The sequence below is a fragment of the Streptomyces sp. NBC_00005 genome, assembly GCF_045160215.1.
Lineage (GTDB): Bacteria > Actinomycetota > Actinomycetes > Streptomycetales > Streptomycetaceae > Streptomyces.
The window spans coordinates 5,677,563-5,697,106 of sequence record NZ_CP108316.1 but is presented as its reverse complement, the minus strand read 5'-3'; the positions used below and the strand labels follow the sequence as shown (position 1 = coordinate 5,697,106).

The window sequence follows — 19,544 nt, the reverse complement described above, 5'->3', positions numbered from 1 at the left end:
GGCCGGTCCGTGGTCCGATGGAATGCGGGCTTGAGCCCTGCAGTGGTTCTGCCTCAGCGCCGCAGAAGTCGACAATCCGCCGAGAGTGCCCGGCAGTTGGATCCGAAAGGCCCGAGCATGAGCAGTGGCGCCTGGGCCGGCGCGGCGATGGCGGGCGTCACCGCCGCGTACGCACTGTGCTCGCGTTGGCTGTCCTCGACGCCCCTGTCGTCGGCGATCGTGTTCGTCGGCGCCGGGATCCTCATCGGGCCGGCCGTGCTGGACATTGTCGACCTGGAGCGCGACACCGCACCGATCATCGCGCTCCTCGAAGCCACGCTGACGCTCGTCCTGTTCACGGATGCCATGACGATCCGCAGACGGGACCTGCGGACCGGCGGCTTTCTGCCCGGCCGCCTGCTGGGCATCGGACTGCCGCTGAGCATCGGGGCGGGCTGGCTGCTTGCCTGGCCTCTGCCGCCGGGGCTGACGGTGTGGGAACTCGCACTCGTCGGCGCCATCCTCGCCCCCACCGACGCCGCCCTCGGAAAGACCGCCATCTCCCATCCCCGCGTCCCGGCACTCGTACGTCACGGCCCGGGCGTCCCCAAACCGTGTCTCAGCTGTCTGCGTCCGACAACCAGCGCAACTCGATCTCAAGCCATTGGCTTTCGTGACGCCAGGTGTCCAGGGCGGTCACGATCTGGCGGCTCACTGCGTCGGCTGTCAGTGAGCGCCACCGGCAGCTCCTGAGGCACTCGACGAGTACGCCGATCCGCTCGTCATGGCGGGCCGCCGGCACTGGGTCCGCCGTTCCGGGTTCGTCGATCGCGGCGAGCGCGCGACGGCTGACCATTTCAGGGGTGAGCCTTTGCCACGCGTACGGGCTCAGGGCCTCGCTCACCGCGCGCACGCGCGCGTCTGCCGAGGAAGCCGGGCGAACCATTCGAGCCCTCCGCAGTGTGGGGACACCCCGTCGACGGCCACGTCGCCAGTCAGCACCGGGCTTCCTGCCCCTGCATCGCGCGGAGTGGCATTTCGCATGAATCGTACGTCCGCAGTCCTGCTGGTCTCTGTGTCCCCGCTCACAGAGCAGGAGGCGGATCGAGGCGGGCTGTCCGCATGCGGGCCGGCACCGCTGCTGCCCACCGGAGATACGCGGATCACGGCGGCGAAGCTTCCTTGACCGGAGCCCGACAGAGCCGCCGCCAGGCCCGGCATGCCTGCGGCGTACCGACTGGGGAGTCGGGAGCCCTGCGTCAGCTGCCGACGTGGGCACGGATGGTGCGCATGGCGCGGCGTTTCACGAGCCTGATGACCGGGCTGCTGACCCATATCAACGGGGTGACGAGGGGGATTGCCTCGATGGCCATCGTCCAGGTGAGACGTGAGCCGGACGGCGTGGACTCGATGGTCCAGTCCTCCGCCGCGTGGCGGAGGCCGGGAAGCGATGCCTCGAAAACGCTGAACGTGAACCGATGCCCCTCGTCCCAGCGGAAAAAGCGTTCACGAGCGGTGAACACTCTCAGCAGCGTGACTTCGCGTACCGTTCCGACGCCGAACGGGCGCGGCGAAACCCAGCGCAGGCCGGTGAATGCCCCCACCCAGCGGACCAACTTCTCGCCGGTCAGAACCTCCCAGATCCGCTCGGCAGGGGCCGTGGTTTCCACGGAATGCACGTAGCGGAACGGCGCGGACTGCAGAAACGCGTCTCCACTCTCGGCGAGTGGATACCGGTGCCGAGCCATGAGTACCACCATTCTCCCAGCCGGTGGTCGGGGCCCCTCGCGAAGAACAGCAGCGGCCGACCGCTGTCGGCGCGAGCGGGAGATGGAGACTGTGGGGTCACTTTGCTTGGTGCGAATGCCCACGAGCTGGAGCCCGCTTTCCATTTCACCACGTCAACGCTCGCAGGGGCGACGCAACTCGATTGCCGTTGTCGGGCCGCTGCTCCAGTGGCAGCCGTCGTGGCGAGGATCTAGCATAAATAGCGGGCGAAATGTGCAGGGGCAACCGAACCGCACGCGGGTCCACGGCAGTTGAAAGCCGAGTGCCAGGTGATTGTGTGCCACGGATCTGACCCGTTGACCGACACCTCCATATGAGCGCAGGCCCATCGCGGACTGGTCCGCATGCGGCCCTCGCCTTTGGCCGACGCAACGCTCGTTGGACATCGACGATCCAAGGCCCACCGGTACGACGGCCGGCGGGGGCGACGGGCTTGGTATCGCCCACCTACATCCACCTGCCGGAGCCGATCAGCGGCTCGGCGGGGAGGAGGACAGGCACGATGCCAGTGAACGAGTACAAGCCAGGAAGCGGGTTCCCCGGAGTGATCGGGCGGACCACGGATGTGTCCAGCCCCGCATGGCCCGAGCCACCACGCGCGGTACCCGGATCCCCCAACGTGCTGATGATCGTGCTCGACGACACGGGCTACGGGCAGTTCGGCTGCTACGGCAGTCCGATGGAGACCCCCAGCCTCGACGGGCTGGCCGCAGGCGGGCTGCTCTACAACAACATGCACACCACGGCGCTGTGCTCGCCGTCGCGTTCCTGCATCATCACCGGCCGCAACCACCACGCCAACGCCATGGCGGCGGTCACCGAGATGGCCACCGGATACCCCGGCTACAACGGCAACATCCCGTTCGAGAACGGGTTCCTGTCCGAGATGCTGCTGCAGCACGGATACAACACGTACATGCTCGGCAAGTGGCACCTGATGCCCTCGGAGCAGGAGTCCCCCGCCGGCCCCTACACCCGCTGGCCGCTCAGCCGTGGCTTCGAACGGTTCTACGGCTTCCTCGGCGGCGACACCAACCAGTGGTATCCGGACCTCGTGTACGACAACCACCAGGTCGAGCCCCCCGGCACACCGGAGCAGGGCTACCACCTCACCGAGGACCTGGCGGACAAGGCGATGCTCTTCATCTCCGACGCCAAGCAGGTCGCCCCCGACAAGCCGTTCTTCCTCCACTTCTGCCCCGGTGCCACCCACGCACCGCACCACGTGCCACGCGAGTGGGCAGACCGCTACCGGGGCCGGTTCGACGACGGCTGGGACGCCTATCGCGAGGTGACGTTCGCCAACCAGAAGCGGCTGAGCGTCGTACCTCCCGATGCCGTGCTCTCCCGCCACGACCCGGATGTCCCGGACTGGGACTCCCTGTCCCCGGACTCCCGGCGCCTCGCCGTTCGCATGATGGAGGTCTACGCCGGATTCCTGTCCCACACCGACCACCAGATCGGGCGGCTGCTGGACTTCCTCAAGGAGACCGGCGAATTCGACAACACCCTGATCATGGTTGTCTCCGACAACGGGGCCAGCGCGGAGGGCGGGGTCACCGGGACCGCCAACGAGGCACAGTTCTTCAACAACGCCCCCGAACCGATCGAAGACAGCCTCGAGGCGATCGACGAACTCGGCGGCCCGAACACGTTCAACCACTATCCCTGGGGCTGGACTTGGGCAGGCAACACCCCGTTCCGGCGCTGGAAGCGGGAGACCTACCGCGGTGGCGCCAGCGACCCGTTCCTCGTCCACTGGCCACGCGGCATCAGAGCGCGAGGAGAGGTGCGCACCCAGTACGCACACCTCGTGGACATGGTCCCCACCGTCCTCGACGTCCTCGGGATCGAACCGCCCGACACCATCAAGGGCGTCACCCAGTCCTCCCTGCACGGCGTCAGCTTCGCCCACACCTTCGACAACCCGGCCGCGCCGACGCTCCACCACACCCAGTACTTCGAGATGCTCGGCCACCGCGCCATCGACCACGACGGATGGCGTGCCGTATGTCCCTGGCCGGGCCCCTCCTTCACCGAGGCTCAACAGCCCTTCGGCACACCGATCTCCTCCGAGACACTCTCCCAACTGGACGCCAACGCCTGGGAGCTCTTCCACATCGACGAGGACTTCGCGGAGACCCGTGACATCGGCGCGGACCACCGCGACAAGCTCATCGAGATGGTGTCCCTGTGGTACGTCGAGGCAGGCAAGTACGGCGTGCTGCCGATCGACGGCAGCACCCTCGCACGGATGATCGTGGAACGCCCGCAGATCACCAAGGAGCGGACCAGCTACACCTTCCGCCCCGGCACCCAGACACTCCCGGCCTCCGTCGTGCCCCGGGTGCTCAACCGGCCGCACAGCATCACCGCCGACGCGGAGATCCCCACGGGCGGCGCCGAAGGCGTACTGATCTGCCAGGGCTCGATGGCCGGCGGCTGGAGCTTCTACATCAAGGACGGCAAGCTGACGTATGTCCACAACTACGTCTCGCGAGCCCTCTACACCGTGTCCACGACCGACCCGGTGCCCGCAGGCCGTCATGAGCTGCGCTTCGAGTTCGAACCGACCGGCAAGCCCGACCTCGCCACCGGCAAGGGCGCACCGGGGCGTGCCCAGCTCTACGTCGACCGCCACCTCGTGGCAGAGGCCGATTTCCCGGTGACCACCCCCATCATGTTCAACCCCGGCGGCCTGACCTGCGGCGCCAACCCCGGCCAACCGGTCACGTCCGACTACCGGACACCGTTCCGGTTCACCGGCACGCTCCACAGCGTGACCGTCGACCTGGCGGGCGAGCTCATCACCGACGCGGACAGCGAGATGCGTATGCACATGGCCCGGCAGTGAACAGGGATCTTGGGCCGCGTACGAACTCCCCATCGGCGAAAGCCGGGCTGCTGTGGTCGCCCCGTCGGCCGAGCAACACCGTGGACCAGACAGTGAGTGAGGGATGACCGTGGCCATCAATGCGGACGAGATGGGGCCGATCGACTACCTGGTGGTCGAATTTCCGGGCAGTCACATGACGGGGGAAGGGCTTCCCCTGCTGGTCGATCTGGTCGACCGAGGCACGATCCGGATCATGGACCTGGTGTTCGTCAAGAAGGAGCCCGACAACTCCGTCGTAGCCATGGAGCTCGCCGACCTGACCGGGGACGGGAAAGCCGACTTGGCCGTCTTCGAAGGGGCTTCCTCCGGCCTGCTCGGCCAGGACGACTTGGAGGAGGCGGCCGCCATTCTCGAGCCCGGCGACTCCGCGGGCATTCTGGTCTACGAAAACCTGTGGGCAGCGCCGCTCGCCAAGGCTCTCCGGCGCGGTGGCGCGCAACTGGTGGCCGACGGGCGAATCCCGGTCCAAGCCGTCCTGGCGTCGCTCGACGCGGCCGAACCGGGCTCTTCCTCCGCAGCCGGGCCCGAGTCCTGATGTGATCGGTCCACCACCGGAGCGCGACCATCTGGCCTTCGGAGCCGGGGCCGTCTCAAGAACCAGCACCAGAACCAGAGACACCAGGGAGAAGAAACATGCCAGGTCTGATCCGAGGGGTCGCGCGCACAGCCGCCGTCGCTGGAACCGCAACCGCCGTCTCCCATCGAGTGTCACGGCGCCAGCAGGGCCGCTGGGCCCAGCAGCAGGCCGCCGAGCAGCCCGACGCAGCCCCAGCGCCACCTCCGCCCACCCAGTCGGCCGACGACCCGAACAACACGATTGCCCAACTGAAGGAGCTCGGTGAACTCAAAGCCCAAGGGGTGCTCACCGATGCGGAGTTCGAGGAGCAGAAGAGCCGGATTCTCGGCTCCTGACCGTACCCTCCGCCGAGGTGCTGCCCTTGGATGGTGGCCCCGGACCTCAGTCGTTGCCCGCACTCATCGCGCAGGCGGCGCCCGGGTGCGCACTCAATAGGACGGCGACGGGCAGTGGGCCGAGCTCCAACGGGTAGCCCGCGAGGATGCGATCTGGTTCCCCCCATTGGATGGTGGAGTCATGAACCATCACCACCAGTCCCAGCGGACGATAGAGATCGACACTCGGCTCGTCACGACCGGTGCGGTGCTCACCGCGGCCGGTGCCGTGGTGGCCTGCGCCGGCATGGCCATCGCGGCCTCCGCCGTGTTCGCGGCAGGCCGGCGCATGATCCGCGACATGGACGTGCCCCCGACCCAGCAGGCAGCCATGAAGTGGCGGCAGGCCAAGGAGGCGTCCCGAGCGGGCATGGAGGCGTGGCAGTCCACGTCCGACGCCCACAACGGATCTCCCGCCCGCTAGGCCCGCCGAAGCCACTCCGCCCACCGGGTCCCCCGGCCCGGTGCCGGTGAAGTGACGCCTCCTGCAGGTGACTGCGGGGTTCCCAGGGGGGAGCAGGACCAGGGTGCGCTCCGCACCACTCAGAAGACAGCGGTGACACCCGTCGACGCCCGTCCCTCGCCGCTGCGAAGCCTCACCCATACGGTTGCACGACAGCCGTCGGAGAGCGCACAGAACGTTCCCGTTCCTTCCGTCATGCCCAGTGAACAGCGCTCCAGACCACAGCCGACCGTCCGCATCGGCCCCTTGTGGGAACCGATGCGCTACGCGCCGATGGTGAGGTCATGAAACGACCGCAACACGCCGGCCACCGCTCTGCCGTGCCGCGCCGACGGCTGCTGCAATCCGCGGGGCGTTCCTCGGTGGCCGTGGTCCTGTCGGTGGTCATCTACTTCCTGGTACCGCTGGACCAGGAGCTTGACGCCGGTGGGGCGATCGCAATGACCGTGAGTCTGGTGCTGTTCGCCGGCGTGGTCGCCTGGCAGGTCCGGGCCATCACCAGGTCCGCGTATCCCCGGCTGCGCGCCATCGAGACGCTGGCCACCGCCGTGCCAATGTTCCTGCTCATCTTCTCCGCCGCTTACGTCCTTCTGTACAGGAACCAAGCGGGCTCCTTCTCGGAGACCCTGAGCCGCGCCGACGCCTTGTACTTCACCGTGACCGTGTTCGCCACGGTCGGCTTCGGCGACATCACGCCCACCACCGAGGCCGCGCGGGTCCTGACCACAGTGCAGATGCTGGCCGACCTTGTTCTGGTGGGCGTGATCGCGCGGATCATCGTCGGCGCCGTCCGGGTTGCCGAAGAGGGCCGGGCGACCGACTCGGGCTCCAGGCCGAACGGGCGTGATCGATGACGCCAGGCCCTGGAGGACAAGGCTCCGTGGCGGCCGCCGTACAACACGCATGAGGGTCTCAGCGCGCCGGCGTGAGGACCGGGTGCCAGGCCGGCGCCGGTGGATGAGGGAGCCATCGGGTTTCGCTGAAAGCAGTCGCTGAGACCACGCATGCAGTTCACTGCGCGTTCGGTGTCCCCGCGCCGGCCGACGAGCTCCAGCCGTTGGTCTGCACGGATCTACCCGAGGCACTGCGGTTCGACGAAACGCCGCTGTGGTGCGTCATCACCCGACAGCACAAGGGGCAGGTCACCGTTTTCACCTCGGACATGGACGACCTCGAGAAGCTGGTCCCGGACGCGATCGTCGTGAAGAAGGTATGACCGGCGCTGTGGTCTCAGTTCTGGTCTCATTCACCTCCGTCCAACACCGTCCAGCATCCGTCCGATGGCCTGCTCCGCCCCAGGCCAGAACGCCCCCGTCCCCCACCGACCCCCCGGACGAAGACTTGGAAAGCGTGTTGGGGGCAACCCCTCACGAGTTCGAATCTCGTATCCTCCGCCAGTGCCTCACCGGGCACGATGTCGAAGGGCCCCCACCGTTCGCGGTGGGGCCCTTCGACGTGCATTCAGTTCAAGTGGTGGGTGTCATTGAGGGCCTGCACCGTGGCGGCGCCGTCCTCGTCGTACGTCACCGTCGACAGGGAGGCCGCCGCGATCTGCATGCGGAACAAGCTGTGTGGTGGGGCTTGGAGAGCGAGGCGGATCAGGGTTCTGAGGGGGCCTACGTGGGAGACGACCAGAACCGTGGCTCCGGCGTACTGGGCCACGAGGCCGTCTCGTACGGCGGCGACCCGGCGGGTGACCTGTTGCATGGTCTCGCCCGAGTCCGAGGGGGGACTCTGGGGCGAGGCGAACCATGCGCTCAGGTCGTCCGGGTAGCGTTCGCGGACTTCGGTGAAGGTCAGGCCTTCCCAGGCACCGAAGTCCGCTTCCCGCAGGTCCCGGTCGCCCTGGACTCTCAGGCCAAGGCGCGCGGCCACGGAATGAGCGGTCTCCTGGCAGCGCCGCATCGGTGACGTGACGACCGCCGCGATGTCGCCGCGGCGGGCGAGAGCCTCTGCTGCCGCTTCGGCTTGGCGGCGTCCGGCCGGGGAGAGTCCCGGGTTGGATCCTCCGCTGCCGGACAGCCGCCGCTCTGGGGTGAGCAGGGTTTCGCCGTGCCGCAGGAGCACGAGCGTCGTCACGTCACTCACTTCGAGGTCGTCGCGAAGTGGTCGCGTACGGCGTCGGTCTGCTTCTCCATGACGTCGATGATGCGCTCGACCACGTTCAGGTCGGCGTCCTCGGCGATCTCCAGGACCCGCGACCAGTCGAAGAAGCTGCGGGCCGGGTCGTTGGTGATGGGGAACACGCGGATGGTGGCCTCGTAGCCGGCGACTCCGCTGGTGGGGGCGATGGCCCGGTAGGACTGGGTCTTGTTGATCTCGTCCCGGGCGGCGATCTCCTGCTGGACGAGGCGGCCGTTGAGCGTGAGCCTGAAGTCGTAGCGGGCCGGGACGGTCTCGACCGAGCCGCCCTCCACCCAGCTGACGTCCCGGTGGATGTCCAGGTCGCCCGGGGACACGATGTCCAGGATCTGCATGGCGTCGCGGACGGTCGCCCACACGGTGTCCGGGTCGGCATCGAGGACGGTGGAGTGGTACATGGTGTGCTTGCGCTGGATCGTCGGCACGGGGTGCTCCTGCTTCTGGTTGTCGATGCGGTCGGTCTTGGCGATGAGGTGGTTTCCGAGGACCAGATAGTCGATCTCGGTGCCCATGAAGCAGTTCAGGGCGTCGGTGGGGGTGCAGACGATGGGTTCGCCGGCGACGTTGAACGACGTGTTGATCAGGCACGGGGTGTCGGTGAGTTCGGTGAACTTCCGCAGCAGCGCCGTGAGTCGTGGGGTTCCCTCGTCCGTCAGGGTCTGGACGCGCGAAGTGCCGTCCACGTGTACGGCGCCGGGGATGCGGTCCTTGTACTCGTCGCGGACCGGGAAGACGAACGTCATGTAGGGCGAGCTGGTCTTGCGGCCCATGTCGAAGATCTTCGGTGCCTGCTCCTCCAGGACGAGGGGAGCGAACGGGCGGAAGGGTTCGCGGTGTTTGACCCGGGTGTTGATGATGTCCTTGATGTCGGTGAAGCCGGGGTTGGCGAGGATGCTGCGATGCCCCAGCGCGCGTGGCCCGTGCTCGACGCGGCCTTCGAACCAGCCGATGACGACCTTCTTCGTCAGCAGCTTCGCCACGTGCTCGATGACCTCGTCGTCCAGCAGGTGTGAGACGTCTACTCGGCCGGTGAAACCCTCAAGGGCCTCCTCGATCGCCGCCTCGTCGTAGGCCGGGCCCACATAAGGGGTCCCGGGGGCTGCGGTGCGGATGTCCGCGACGTCGGTGTCGGGGTGGTTGAGCCAGGCGTGGGCCGCGGCTCCGATGGTGATGCCGGTGTCCGAGGCGCCGAAGCTGACCTGCATGTCCTCGAAGCGGGAGCCTTCGAACAGCGGGGTGTTGTTCAGGCAGTTCAGGGCGACGCCGCCTTCGAACAACAGCCGGTCGAGATCCGTCCGCCTCTCCAGGTGGCGGACCTGGTGGGCAGTGGCGACGTTCAGCATCTCCTGCGCGGCGGCCGCGACGCGGGACGTGTATTCGAGGGTGTCCTCGAAGGGGCCGAAGTACTCCTCGAACAGGGCGTCATGACTGTGCAGGTTGTCGGTCCGAAGGGGCTTGGTGAAGGTGTAGCGGCCGTCCTCGTGCAGGCGTAGAAGGTTGTCGATGAACGGGTTCGGAGTCGGGGGTTCGGCGTATCCGGCCAGGCCCATCACCTTGTACTCGTCGTTGTTGGGGACGAAGCCGAGGAAGCGGGTGATGGCGGAGAACAGGGTGCCCATGGAGTACTGGGCGCCGGTGACGGTGTCGTCGAAGACGGTGATCCGGCCGGCGCGGATCTCGCCCGTCAGGGTCGAGAAACGTTCGGCGCGGCCGTCGCTGACGAGGAAGGCCGCGTCCTTCATGCCGGCGAGGTAGTAGCCGGTCGTGGCGTGGGCCAAGTGGTGTGGAACGAAGCGGACCTTGGCCGGGTCGGGGCGGTGTCCGGTGCGGGTCTCGAAGTCCGCGAGGATCGCCTCGTGGCTGACGACCTGGTCGAACAGGTCGGTCATGTCGCCCATGAGGCCGGTCTTCGTGTCCTCCGGTGCCGACGAGGCGCGGATGACGTCGAGGGTCTCGTCCAGGATCTGGGCGGACCAGTTCCAGGGGAAGGCGAACAGGTCGACGTCGTCGAACGTGATCCCGGCTTCCTTGAGGCACCAGTCGATCGCGTTCACGGGGAAGTCGGTGGTCTTCTTCTCCCGGTTGAGGCGTTCTTCCTCCACCGCGGCGACCAGCCGGCCGTCGATCAGGAGCGCGGCGGCGGCGTCGTGGCCCAAGAGGTAGTGCTTGTTGATGCCGGTCGCGCCGAAGCGTTCGGAGAAGAACTCCGACACCCGGCTGAAGCCATTACATCCGAGAACAATCACGGCAATCTTTCCTGGTCTAGGGCTACGTCTAGGGCTACTTGGCGGCTACTTGGCGATCAGCAGGTCGCGGAGCTGCTCCCCGGCCGCGGGTGCCTGGCACAGGCCCGCGCCGGTGAATCCGGCCGCGTACAGGAAGCGGCGGGTGGGGTGTTCGCCGATGAAGGCGGTGTTGCTGGGGCTGGCGTCGAAATCGCCGGTCCACGCGCGGTGCAGGCCGATGCCGTCCAAAGCGGGGAAAAGGGTGCCGAGATGGCCGGCGATGCGGCCGAGCCAGCTTTCGCGTGTTTCGCCGGCCTTGGGCGCGCCCATGGCGAGGAGGATGCGGTCCTTCCATGAGCGGATTCGCAGGCCGGACGCGGCATGCATCGTCATGGGCAGATCGGGGTGCGCGGAGGGCGGGACGTCGGTGAACAGCATCTCCATCGTGCGGGGTCTCATCGGCAGGTCGACCGACGCCATGGAGGCCACCTCGCCGGACCAGGGCCCGGCCGTACACACGATGCTGTCCGCCTTGATACGGCCCTGCGGGGTGTGAATGGTGTTGTCGTCGTCGATGCGCGTGACGGGTGTGTGGGTGAACAGGCGCGCGCCGTGGTTGCGGGCGGCGGCGGCGTACCCGCGGACGATGTCAAGGCCGTCCACGTGGTACGCCTCGGGGGACCAGGCGGCGGCCAGGACGGCGCGCTCGTTGAGCAGCGGGTTGAGTCGGGCCGCTTCGCGGGACCTGATCAGGCCGACCCGGACGCCGGCGGCCCGCTGGGCCTGATGGCCGGTCTCGAAGTCGGCGATCTGCTGTTCGTCGGTGAACAGCGCCATGAATCCGAGCCGCTTCAGGGCGAGGGGGGCCGCGGTGTGGCGGGCGAAGTCCTGATAGGCGTTCAGGCTGCGTACGGCCCTCTGCCCGGTGTGGGGGTCGCCGGGGAAGTAGGTGCGGAGCATGCCCGCCGTGTGCGCCGACGCCCCGCCGCCGAGGCCTCCGCGTTCCAACAGCACGGTGTTCACGCCGGCTTCGGCGAGGTGGTAGGCGGCGGAGGTTCCGATCACTCCCCCGCCGATGACGACGGCGTCGGCGTGGGCGGGCAGGACGCTCACGGTTACACGCCCGCCTTGGCGGCCTGCTGGCGCAGGTGGTCTCCGGTCTCCCACGGGTACAGCTGGAGGTTCCAGCCGCCGAGGCAGTTGATGTAGAGGGCCATCTGGCTGGTGACGGCGTAGAAGTCGGCACGGTCGAGGCGGTCCAGGACGTCGAGGAAGCGCTGGGTGAACGCCCACAGCTTCTCCAGACCGCAGTAGCCCAGGAACTCGGCGGGGACGCCGACCAGAAGGCGGGTCATGTGGACGAGAGCGTCCATGGGCATGTCCTGGACGGCGGCGCGGACGAGCCCTCCGTAGGCGGCGTAACCCAGGGGCCGGGTCTCACCGTTGACGAACAGCAGGGTGGGCAGGACGGTGCCGAAGTTGCCCGCCCGGGAGGGGATGATGCCCTGGTGGAGGTCGTCCAGCTCGACCGGGGGCGCGAGCCAGATCTTCTCGGTCTCGGCGGCGATGTCGGCGATCAGGCGGCCGGCGTCCGTGTCGGTGGCGTGGAGCGTCGGAATGCGGTGGCCGCCCGGCTCGCCCGCGCGGCGGACTTCGGCGACGATCTGCTTCTTCGTGGAGTAGACGGCGTCCCAGATCGCGGCCCCGGCTTCCAGCAGGGCGGGCATGTCCGCCTCACGGATCCGGCCGACGGGGGTGGCGGGCATCGGCTCGGTCAGGGTGCCGTACTTGATGCCCAGGTGCTGCAAACCGGAGCAGAACACGGTGCCGTCGGGGGCCTCGCGCCGGTCGGGGATGCGGGTGTCGTGGGGGGTGTGCAGCAGCGTGGGTATCGGCGCTACGTGGTAGAGGTGTTCGCCCGCGATGAGGGCGTGGCCCTGGAGGCTCTGGTAGGGCAAGGACTCCCACAGGGCGTCGGCGAGTGCCGGGTTGCGGTCGTCAAGGTCGGCGGTGACCGTGATGCCGAGGTCGGGCCAGGAGATCTCGATCTGACGGCCAGGCAGCTTCTCGGACAAGGCTTTCCCCGTTCGTTGGTTCGGCTTGTCCGAGGAGTTCATCGCCAACTGGCTTGTTCCAGCCAGGCGTTGAAAACATGAAACCTTGATCGGCTTGAGGCCCACGATTTGTGTGTTTCTACGGAACCGCAGCTCACGCGGGTTGGTGCTGATCGCCAAAGACAGAAAAGCCAACGAAGCCCCCGGGCTGTTGTGTTGAGACGTCAGACATCTCGGCACAACAGCCCAGGGGCCTCGTCCGGGTTCGTGAACCAGTTTTCAGTAATCGATACGGTCGGACTTGGCCAGCCACGCGTCGAACGGCGCCGTACGGTTCGGCATGTCCACTCGCTCGATCGCCATCGGCCACAGCTCCGAGGGCTTCTTCTCGAACAGGTCGTAGAACTTGCGGTCGTCGAAACCGGCCACCGCGGCGTCATCCCGATCAGCGGCGAAGATGATCCGGTCCACTCGCGCCCACAGCGCAGAGGAAAGACACATCGGGCACGGCTCGCACGAGGTGACCAGGACGCAACCCTCGAGCGAGAAGCTGCCCAGCTTCTGGCAGGCGGCACGGATCGCGCTCACCTCGCCGTGCGCCGTCGGGTCCAGGTTCGAAGTGACCCCGTTGTTCCCGATCGCGACAATCTCGCCGTCCTTGGCGATCAGTGCGCCGAACGGACCGCCGCCGTTCTGCACGCTGTTGGTGGCAAGGCCGATGGCCTCGTCCAGCCAGACGCGCTCGATCTCCTGGATGCTCGTTTCTTGGGTGTACGCGGTCACGGTCACTCCTTTTTGCACACGGTGGGGATTCCCCGTATCGGCGTCGTTCGCAAGTACACCCGCCGGGCCCCGTCGAGGGTCAGTCACCGAAACCATGAAGGAGTTGGCCGGCCGGCCGACCGCTCTCGTAGATTCGCATGAAGGGCGGGACCCGGTAACCACGGCGTCTTCCGCCCGAAACAGGAGAGTCAGTCCGCCTCGGTTTCGAAGGTGCGCAGCAAATCGGCAGCGACGCTGACGGCAATGGTCGCGGGTTCCTTGCCGGTGATGTCGGCCAGCCCGATCGGGGTCTTGATCCGGTCGATGGTGGCGTCGTCGTGACCGCCCTCGGTGGCGAGGCGCTTGCGGAACCGCACCCACTTGGCCGCCGAGCCGATCAGCCCGATGGAGCCGAGATGGGTTGTGCGCAAGGCGGCGTCGCACAGAGCGGCGTCCTCGGCATGATCATGGGTCATGATCAGGATGTGGGTGCCGCGCGGCAACTCCTCAAGGACCTCCTCGGGCAGCAGCGGCGTGTGATGCACGTGCACCTGCGCCACCGCGTCGGCCAACACGTCGAGCCGTTCCTCGGTGAGGATGTCGGAGCGCGTGTCGATCAGATGGAGGTCGAGGTCCTGACGTGCCAGGATGCGCGCCAGTTCCAGCCCGACGTGCCCGACGCCGAAGATCGCCACCGCCTTCACCACCGGCAGTGGTTCGAGCAGCACCTGGACCGTGCCGCCGCAGCACTGCACGCCGTGCTGGTTGGTGACCTTGTCGTTCAGCGCGAAATCCATCAGCTCGGGCTCCGGCTTGGACGCCGCGATCATCTCGCGGGCCCGGTCGATCGCGACGGCCTCGACGTTGCCACCACCGATCGAGCCCCACGTCTCGGTCTGTCCCACGACCAGCTTCGCACCGGCCTCGCGCGGGGCATGGCCGCGTACGGTCGCGACGGTCACCAGCACGCCGGGCTCCCGGCGTGCTCGCAACCGTGCGACCGCGGCGACCCACGTCATGTCAGGCACCGCTCAGTGCTTCTGCGTCGGTGTGGATCCTGCCGCCCGCGGCGTTCCCGTTCACAGCGTGCCCGTCGACGGCCTGACCGTTCCGGGATCCATCGCCCTGGCGGGCCGCCTGGATCGCCCAGTACACCGCCTCCGGCGTCGCGGGCGAGGCCAGATCGACGCCGACCCCACTCGGCCCGAACGCGGCGGCGGCCTGCCGCAGCGCTTCTCGCACCGAGAACGCCAGCATCAGCGGAGGCTCACCCACGGCCTTGGAGCCGTAGACCGCACCCTCCTCAGTGGCGTTCTCCAGCAGCGTGACGTTGAACTCCTCCGGCATCTCGGAGAAGCTCGGCAGCTTGTACGTGCTCGCCGCCTGGGTCTGCAGCCGTCCGCGGTGCGGCCCGTCGCCGGTGTCCCAGCGCAGGTCCTCCAGCGTCAGCCAGCCCGCGCCCTGCACGAAGCCGCCCTCGACCTGACCGATGTCGATCATCGGGGAGAGGCTTTCGCCGACGTCGTGCACGATGTCCACCCGCCGGATGCGGTACGCACCGGTGAAGCCGTCGACCTCCACCTCGGTCGCCGCAGCGCCGTACGCGAAGTACTTGAACGGCGTACCCCGGAACGCCTTCACGTCCCAGTGCAGCCCCTCGGTCCGGTAGAAGCCGGCCGCCGACAGCTGCACCCGCTGGAAGTACGCGGTGTGCACGAGGTCGGCCCAGGCCAGCTCCTTGTCGCTGCCCAGGGCGCGCGCGACGCCCTCGACGATGCGTACGTCGGAGGCGTTGGCACCCAGCTGGGAGGCGGCCACCTGTCGCAGCCGCTCGCGCAGCTGCTCGCAGGCGTTCTTGATGGCCCCACCGTTGAGGTCTGCGCCCGAACTGGCCGCGGTCGCCGAGGTGTTGGGCACCTTGTCGGTACGCGTCGGGGCGAGGCGGACCTTGTGCAGCGGGATGCCCAGGGTGGTCGCGGCCACCTGGATCATCTTGGTGTGCAGGCCCTGGCCCATCTCGGTGCCGCCGTGGTTGATCAGGACGGAGCCGTCCTTGTAGATCAGCACCAGCGCCCCGCCCTGGTTGAAGGCGGTGAGGTTGAACGAGATACCGAACTTGATGCCGGTGATCGCGAGCGCCCGCTTGGTGTGCGGGTGCGCGGCGTTGAAGGCGGCGATCTCGCGCCCCCGGTCGGCGATTCCGGCGTTCTCCTGGACCTGACGCCAGACGGTGGAGATCCGTTCGGCCTGGGTGACCGGCTGCCCGTACGGCGTCGTCTGGCCCTGATCCGGCTGGTAGAAGTTGCGCTCGCGCAGCTCCATGGGGTCGAGGCCGAGCTGCGGCGCGACGCGGCCCAGGATGTCCTCGATCACCAGCATGCCCTGGGGTCCGCCGAAGCCGCGGAAGGCGGTGTTGGAGACCGTGTTGGTCCTGGCGATGCGTCCGGCGACGCGCGCGTTGGGGATCCAGTAGGTGTTGTCGATGTGGCACAGCGCCCGGGCGAGGACCGGCTCGGACAGGTCCAGGCTCCAGCCGCCGTCCGCGGTCAGCGTGGCGTCGAGGGCCTGGATACGGCCGTCGGCGTCGAAGCCGATCTTCCACGAGGCGTGGAACCCGTGCCGCTTGCCGGACATCGTCAGATCCTGCGTCCGGTTGAGCCGGAACCGGACCGGGCGGCCGGTCAGCTTGGCGCCGAGCGCGGCGACGGCCGCGAACCCGTGCGGCTGCATCTCCTTGCCGCCGAAGCCGCCGCCCATCCGCAGGCACTGCACGGTCACCTCGTGAGCGGGCACACCGAGCACGTGCGAGACGATCTCCTGGGTCTCCGAGGGGTGCTGGGTGCTGCTCTGGATGAACACCTGCCCGTTCTCGTCGACCTGGGCGAGGGAGGCGTGGGTCTCCAGGTAGAAGTGCTCCTGACCGGCGAACTGGAACTCACCGGTGAACACGTGCGCGGAGTCGGCGAAGCCGGCGTCGATGTCGCCGGTCTCCATCAGTGGCCTGGCGCCGTGGTAGCTCTCCGCCGCCATCGCGTCCTGCAGCGTGATCAGCGCGGGCTGCTCGTCGAGCTCCACCTCGACGGCCTGCGCACCGAGCCGGGCCGCCTCCAGGGTCTCACCGAGCACCCAGGCGACCGCGTGGCCGTAGAACATGACCTCGTCGGGGAAGAGCGGCTCGTCGTGCTTCATGCCGGCGTCGTTGACACCGGGCACGTCGGCGCCGGTCAGCACGCGGACCACGCCGGGCAGGGCGAGCGCCTGCTCGGTGCGCAGCGCGGTGATCGTGCCGTGGGCCTTCATGACCTGGACCGGGTAGGCGTGCAGCACGTCCTTGGTGCGCTGCACCAGGTCGTCGGTGTAGAGCGCGGTGCCGGTGACGTGCAGGGCAGCGCTCTCGTGCGGCATCGGGACGCCGACGACAGGCTTCTCGGGGCGCTCGGACAAATGGCTCATGACGACACCGCCTCGGTGGTTTGCGCGTGCAGCTTCAGCAGGCTCTGGCCGAGCATCGCGGAGCGGTACTCGGCGCTGGCGCGGTGATCGCTCATCGGCGTGCCCTCGGCCTGCAGCACCCGGGCCGCGGCCTCGACAGTCTCCGCCGCCCACGGCTTGCCCTCCAGGGCCGCCTCGGTGGCGAAGGAGCGGATCGGGGTGGCGGCCACGCCGCCCAGACCGATCCGTGCCGTGCGGACGATCCCGTCCTCGATGTCGAGCGCGAAAGCGGCCGCCACGCTGGAGATGTCGTCGAAGCGCCGCTTGGCGATCTTGTGGAACGCGGCGACCGGCGACAGCGGCAACGGGATGCGCAGCGCGCGGATCAGCTCGCCGGGACGGCGCACGCTCTGCCGGTAGCCGGTGAAGTAGTCCGCCAGCGGGACCTCGCGCTCACCGTCGGCGGCGGCGAGCACCACCGATGCCTCGAGGGCGAGCAGCACCGGCGGGCTGTCACCGATGGGCGAGCCGGTACCCAGGTTTCCGCCGAGGGTCGCACCGTTGCGGATGAGCCGGGAGGCGAACTGCGGGAACAGCTCCGCCAGCAGTGGGACGCTGCCGTCGAGGCGGCGTTCGATCTCGGTGAGCGTCAGCCCCGCCCCGATCTCGATGTGGTCGGACTCGACACGCAGCTCGCGCAGTTCGGCGAGCCGATCGATGGCGACGACGCAATCCGCCCTGCGGGAACGGATGTTGACCTCAACGCCGTAGTCGGTGGAGCCTGCGACCACCACGGCGTCGGGCCGCTCGCGCAGCAGCCGCAGCGTCTCGGCCAGCGTGCTCTTCCGCAGGAACGTGGCGTCGTCCCGGGAGTATTCGGTGGCGACCGCCGCGGGCGGGGCCTGCTCGCGACGCTGCGCCAGCGGGTCCTCGTCAGTGGGTTCCCCCACAGCGAACGCGGCATCGCGAATCGGGCGATAGCCGGTGCAGCGGCACAGGTTTCCGCTCAGCGCGTGCAGGTCGAAACCGTTCGGACCGTGCTCGGCGTCGTGGCCTTCGGCCGCGTCCGCACCGTCCGCCCCCTTGCCGTGCTCGCAGCGGTCGGGCCGGTAGTACTCCGCGGCCATGCTGCAAATGAATCCCGGCGTGCAGTAACCGCACTGGGAGCCGCCACGGACCGCCATCTCCTCCTGCACCGGGTGCAGGGCGGGCGGTGTGCCGGGTTCGCCGACGGTGGCGATGCCTTCGGAGGTGATGATCTCCTGACCGTCGAGCGCCGCGGCCGGGACCAGGCAGGCGTTGACCGCCACCCAGTCGGTGGGCTTGTTCACCCCGGGCCGGGCCACCAGGACCGAACAGGCGCCGCATTCACCCTCGGCGCAGCCCTCCTTGGTACCGGTGAGGCCACGCTCGCGCAGAAAATCCAGCACTGTGGTGTGGGGCGCAGCCGGTGAAATCGGTGTTTCTTTCCCGTTGACCGTGATCCGCGCCTCTGTCATGACAGGCCTTCGTTTCCGTGCGTGATCGGTCGATTCATCATGTTCGCCAATTTCAGGCAGCTTTCTGTGTTCAGACGCGCCACGTGCGAGAAGCGGGCGCAAAAGGGCACGCAACAGCGACGTGCCGGAAAACGGTGACGGGAAACCCGGAATGTGCCGCGGACGGGCACATCAGAACGGCGTACTCAGCAGCCGTGCGCGATCCGACCCGGAACCCAGACCGTGCGCTGGGCGAGGCGACCAAGATCAGAGCAGGTGTTCATCTGTCGGTCGCCTCCTTTCGGGGGTTTTGGGTCGACGTCTACGGCAAAATAGTGGCCGGGGCCACCGAGGTCAAGGGGTTGCCCTCGGCACGCACCGGCGGACAGCGGAAAAGGGGCACGACGTCGAGGGGCCCCACCGTTCGCGGTGGGGCCCCTCGACGTTGCCGGTCGCGGTTTCCGTCTCTGTTGGATTTGACGTCGCTCCGCTGCCGGGCTTCGTGAGTTTCTTATTGGACGTCCACGAAGTCGCCGGCCGCGCTGACCGCCGGAGTCGTCGCCGTGCCCGCGAAGCTGTAGCGGAAGTAGCCGTCGGTGGAGGCGGTGACGGTCGTCCTGAGGTTGCCCGTCGAGTTGGACTTGATCGTCTTCACCGTCGTGTAGGTGGTGCTGCCCTTCTTGCGGAACTGCAGCTTCACCGACTGGTTCGTGTAGCCGTGGTACTTGTTGTCCTCCCAGTTGGCCCGGGAGAGCTTGCCGGTGACCGTGACGGTCTTGCCCTTCTTCACCGGCTCCGGCGCGGCGTTGACCGTCAGCTTCGAGTAGCGCTGCACCTTGAACGTGGTGGCCGCGTCCCGGTGGATGTAGTCGTAGTCGTTGGCGGAGACCGACGTGGAGAGGTCCCAGGTGGCCGCCGCGTTGTTGTCGACGAAGCCGGTCGCCGCCTGCGGGTCGAACGTCAGGATGCCCGTGCAGGTCGAGGTGGTGGCGCTCGCCTTGACGCAGGTGATGTCGCCGTCGTCGTACCAGATCTGCGCGAAGTTCGGATTCGGTCCCCAGGCGCTGATGTACGTGGCCTTGGCGATGCCCGAATCGTCGGACGCGGTCACGGAGACCTTGGCGGACACCACGTTGGTGGTACCGACCACGACCGGCTTGCCGCCGTTGACGACGACCTTGTCGAGCGTGATGTTGCCCGCGCCGCCGTCCTCCGCCTGGGCGGCGGTGGCACCGATCGCGGTGGCGACCAGCGCGACGCTGGTGCCGAGCAGGCCAAGGCGCGTGGTTGCGCGCATGAATGTCCCCCCACTGATTCTTTTGATTGATCAAAGGGAGCGTACGGCGTTGGCCAAAGGTTCACCATGTAGTTGTG

Annotated in this window: 17 protein-coding genes; 7 read left to right on the top strand and 10 right to left on the bottom strand. The window is 68.0% G+C overall.

Features of this window, described 5'->3' with window-relative positions:
* Positions 1-117: 117 nt before the first annotated feature.
* Positions 118-732 carry a hypothetical protein gene (locus tag OG303_RS26180; RefSeq protein WP_405871327.1) on the top strand — a complete coding sequence of 205 codons (615 nt, stop codon included), beginning with the start codon at positions 118-120 and terminating at the stop codon, positions 730-732.
* Between the two features lie 506 nt (positions 733-1,238).
* On the opposite strand, the gene OG303_RS26175 is transcribed toward OG303_RS26180, so the two are convergent.
* Positions 1,239-1,727, bottom strand: a complete 489-nt coding sequence (locus tag OG303_RS26175) for an SRPBCC family protein (protein ID WP_405871326.1) — start codon at positions 1,725-1,727, stop codon at positions 1,239-1,241.
* A gap of 542 nt (positions 1,728-2,269) precedes the next feature.
* Between OG303_RS26175 and OG303_RS26170 the strand changes: the two genes are divergently transcribed.
* The 6 genes from OG303_RS26170 to OG303_RS26145 all read left to right on the top strand — a co-directional run bounded on the left by OG303_RS26170 (position 2,270) and on the right by OG303_RS26145 (position 7,293).
* Positions 2,270-4,621 (top strand): arylsulfatase, encoded by a 2,352-nt coding sequence (locus OG303_RS26170; protein WP_405871324.1) that lies wholly within the window; start codon positions 2,270-2,272, stop codon positions 4,619-4,621.
* A 103-nt stretch (positions 4,622-4,724) separates the two neighbouring features.
* The gene (locus OG303_RS26165) at positions 4,725-5,198 is read left to right on the top strand and encodes a DUF6325 family protein (RefSeq protein WP_405871323.1); all 474 of its coding nucleotides are present in this window, start codon (positions 4,725-4,727) and stop codon (positions 5,196-5,198) included.
* A gap of 98 nt (positions 5,199-5,296) precedes the next feature.
* Positions 5,297-5,575, top strand: coding sequence for an SHOCT domain-containing protein (locus OG303_RS26160; RefSeq protein WP_405871321.1), 279 nt, complete (start codon positions 5,297-5,299; stop codon positions 5,573-5,575).
* 181 nt (positions 5,576-5,756) lie between these two features.
* The gene (locus OG303_RS26155) at positions 5,757-6,038 is read left to right on the top strand and encodes a hypothetical protein (RefSeq protein WP_359610947.1); all 282 of its coding nucleotides are present in this window, start codon (positions 5,757-5,759) and stop codon (positions 6,036-6,038) included.
* 287 nt (positions 6,039-6,325) lie between these two features.
* The gene (locus OG303_RS26150; RefSeq protein ID WP_405871320.1) at positions 6,326-6,931 is read left to right on the top strand and encodes a potassium channel family protein; all 606 of its coding nucleotides are present in this window, start codon (positions 6,326-6,328) and stop codon (positions 6,929-6,931) included.
* Positions 6,932-7,134: 203 nt separating this feature from the next.
* Entirely contained in the window at positions 7,135-7,293 is a 159-nt protein-coding gene (locus tag OG303_RS26145) for a hypothetical protein (RefSeq protein WP_405871319.1), read from the top strand.
* Between the two features lie 245 nt (positions 7,294-7,538).
* On the opposite strand, the gene OG303_RS26140 is transcribed toward OG303_RS26145, so the two are convergent.
* The 9 genes from OG303_RS26140 to OG303_RS26100 all read right to left on the bottom strand — a co-directional run bounded on the left by OG303_RS26140 (position 7,539) and on the right by OG303_RS26100 (position 19,467).
* Positions 7,539-8,156, bottom strand: coding sequence for a histidine phosphatase family protein (locus OG303_RS26140; protein WP_405871317.1), 618 nt, complete (start codon positions 8,154-8,156; stop codon positions 7,539-7,541).
* Between the two features lie 5 nt (positions 8,157-8,161).
* Entirely contained in the window at positions 8,162-10,465 is a 2,304-nt protein-coding gene (locus tag OG303_RS26135) for a carbamoyltransferase C-terminal domain-containing protein (RefSeq protein WP_405871315.1), read from the bottom strand.
* A 45-nt stretch (positions 10,466-10,510) separates the two neighbouring features.
* Positions 10,511-11,557, bottom strand: a complete 1,047-nt coding sequence (locus OG303_RS26130; protein WP_405871314.1) for an NAD(P)/FAD-dependent oxidoreductase — start codon at positions 11,555-11,557, stop codon at positions 10,511-10,513.
* Between the two features lie 2 nt (positions 11,558-11,559).
* Positions 11,560-12,519, bottom strand: coding sequence for a hypothetical protein (locus tag OG303_RS26125; RefSeq protein ID WP_405871313.1), 960 nt, complete (start codon positions 12,517-12,519; stop codon positions 11,560-11,562).
* 258 nt (positions 12,520-12,777) lie between these two features.
* Positions 12,778-13,281 (bottom strand): nucleoside deaminase, encoded by a 504-nt coding sequence (locus OG303_RS26120; RefSeq protein ID WP_405871311.1) that lies wholly within the window; start codon positions 13,279-13,281, stop codon positions 12,778-12,780.
* Positions 13,282-13,469: 188 nt separating this feature from the next.
* Complete coding sequence (gene xdhC / locus OG303_RS26115; protein WP_405871310.1) at positions 13,470-14,279, bottom strand: xanthine dehydrogenase accessory protein XdhC; 810 nt, start codon at positions 14,277-14,279, stop codon at positions 13,470-13,472.
* Between the two features lies 1 nt (position 14,280).
* Positions 14,281-16,713 carry a xanthine dehydrogenase molybdopterin binding subunit gene (gene xdhB, locus OG303_RS26110; RefSeq protein ID WP_405871309.1) on the bottom strand — a complete coding sequence of 811 codons (2,433 nt, stop codon included), beginning with the start codon at positions 16,711-16,713 and terminating at the stop codon, positions 14,281-14,283.
* A complete protein-coding gene (locus OG303_RS26105; protein ID WP_405871308.1) occupies positions 16,710-18,191 on the bottom strand; it encodes a xanthine dehydrogenase small subunit in 1,482 nt (493 codons plus the stop codon). Before OG303_RS26105 ends, xdhB begins: the two co-directional genes overlap by 4 nt.
* 490 nt (positions 18,192-18,681) lie before the next feature.
* Positions 18,682-19,467 (bottom strand): single-stranded DNA-binding protein, encoded by a 786-nt coding sequence (locus tag OG303_RS26100; protein ID WP_405871306.1) that lies wholly within the window; start codon positions 19,465-19,467, stop codon positions 18,682-18,684.
* Positions 19,468-19,544 lie beyond the last annotated feature (77 nt).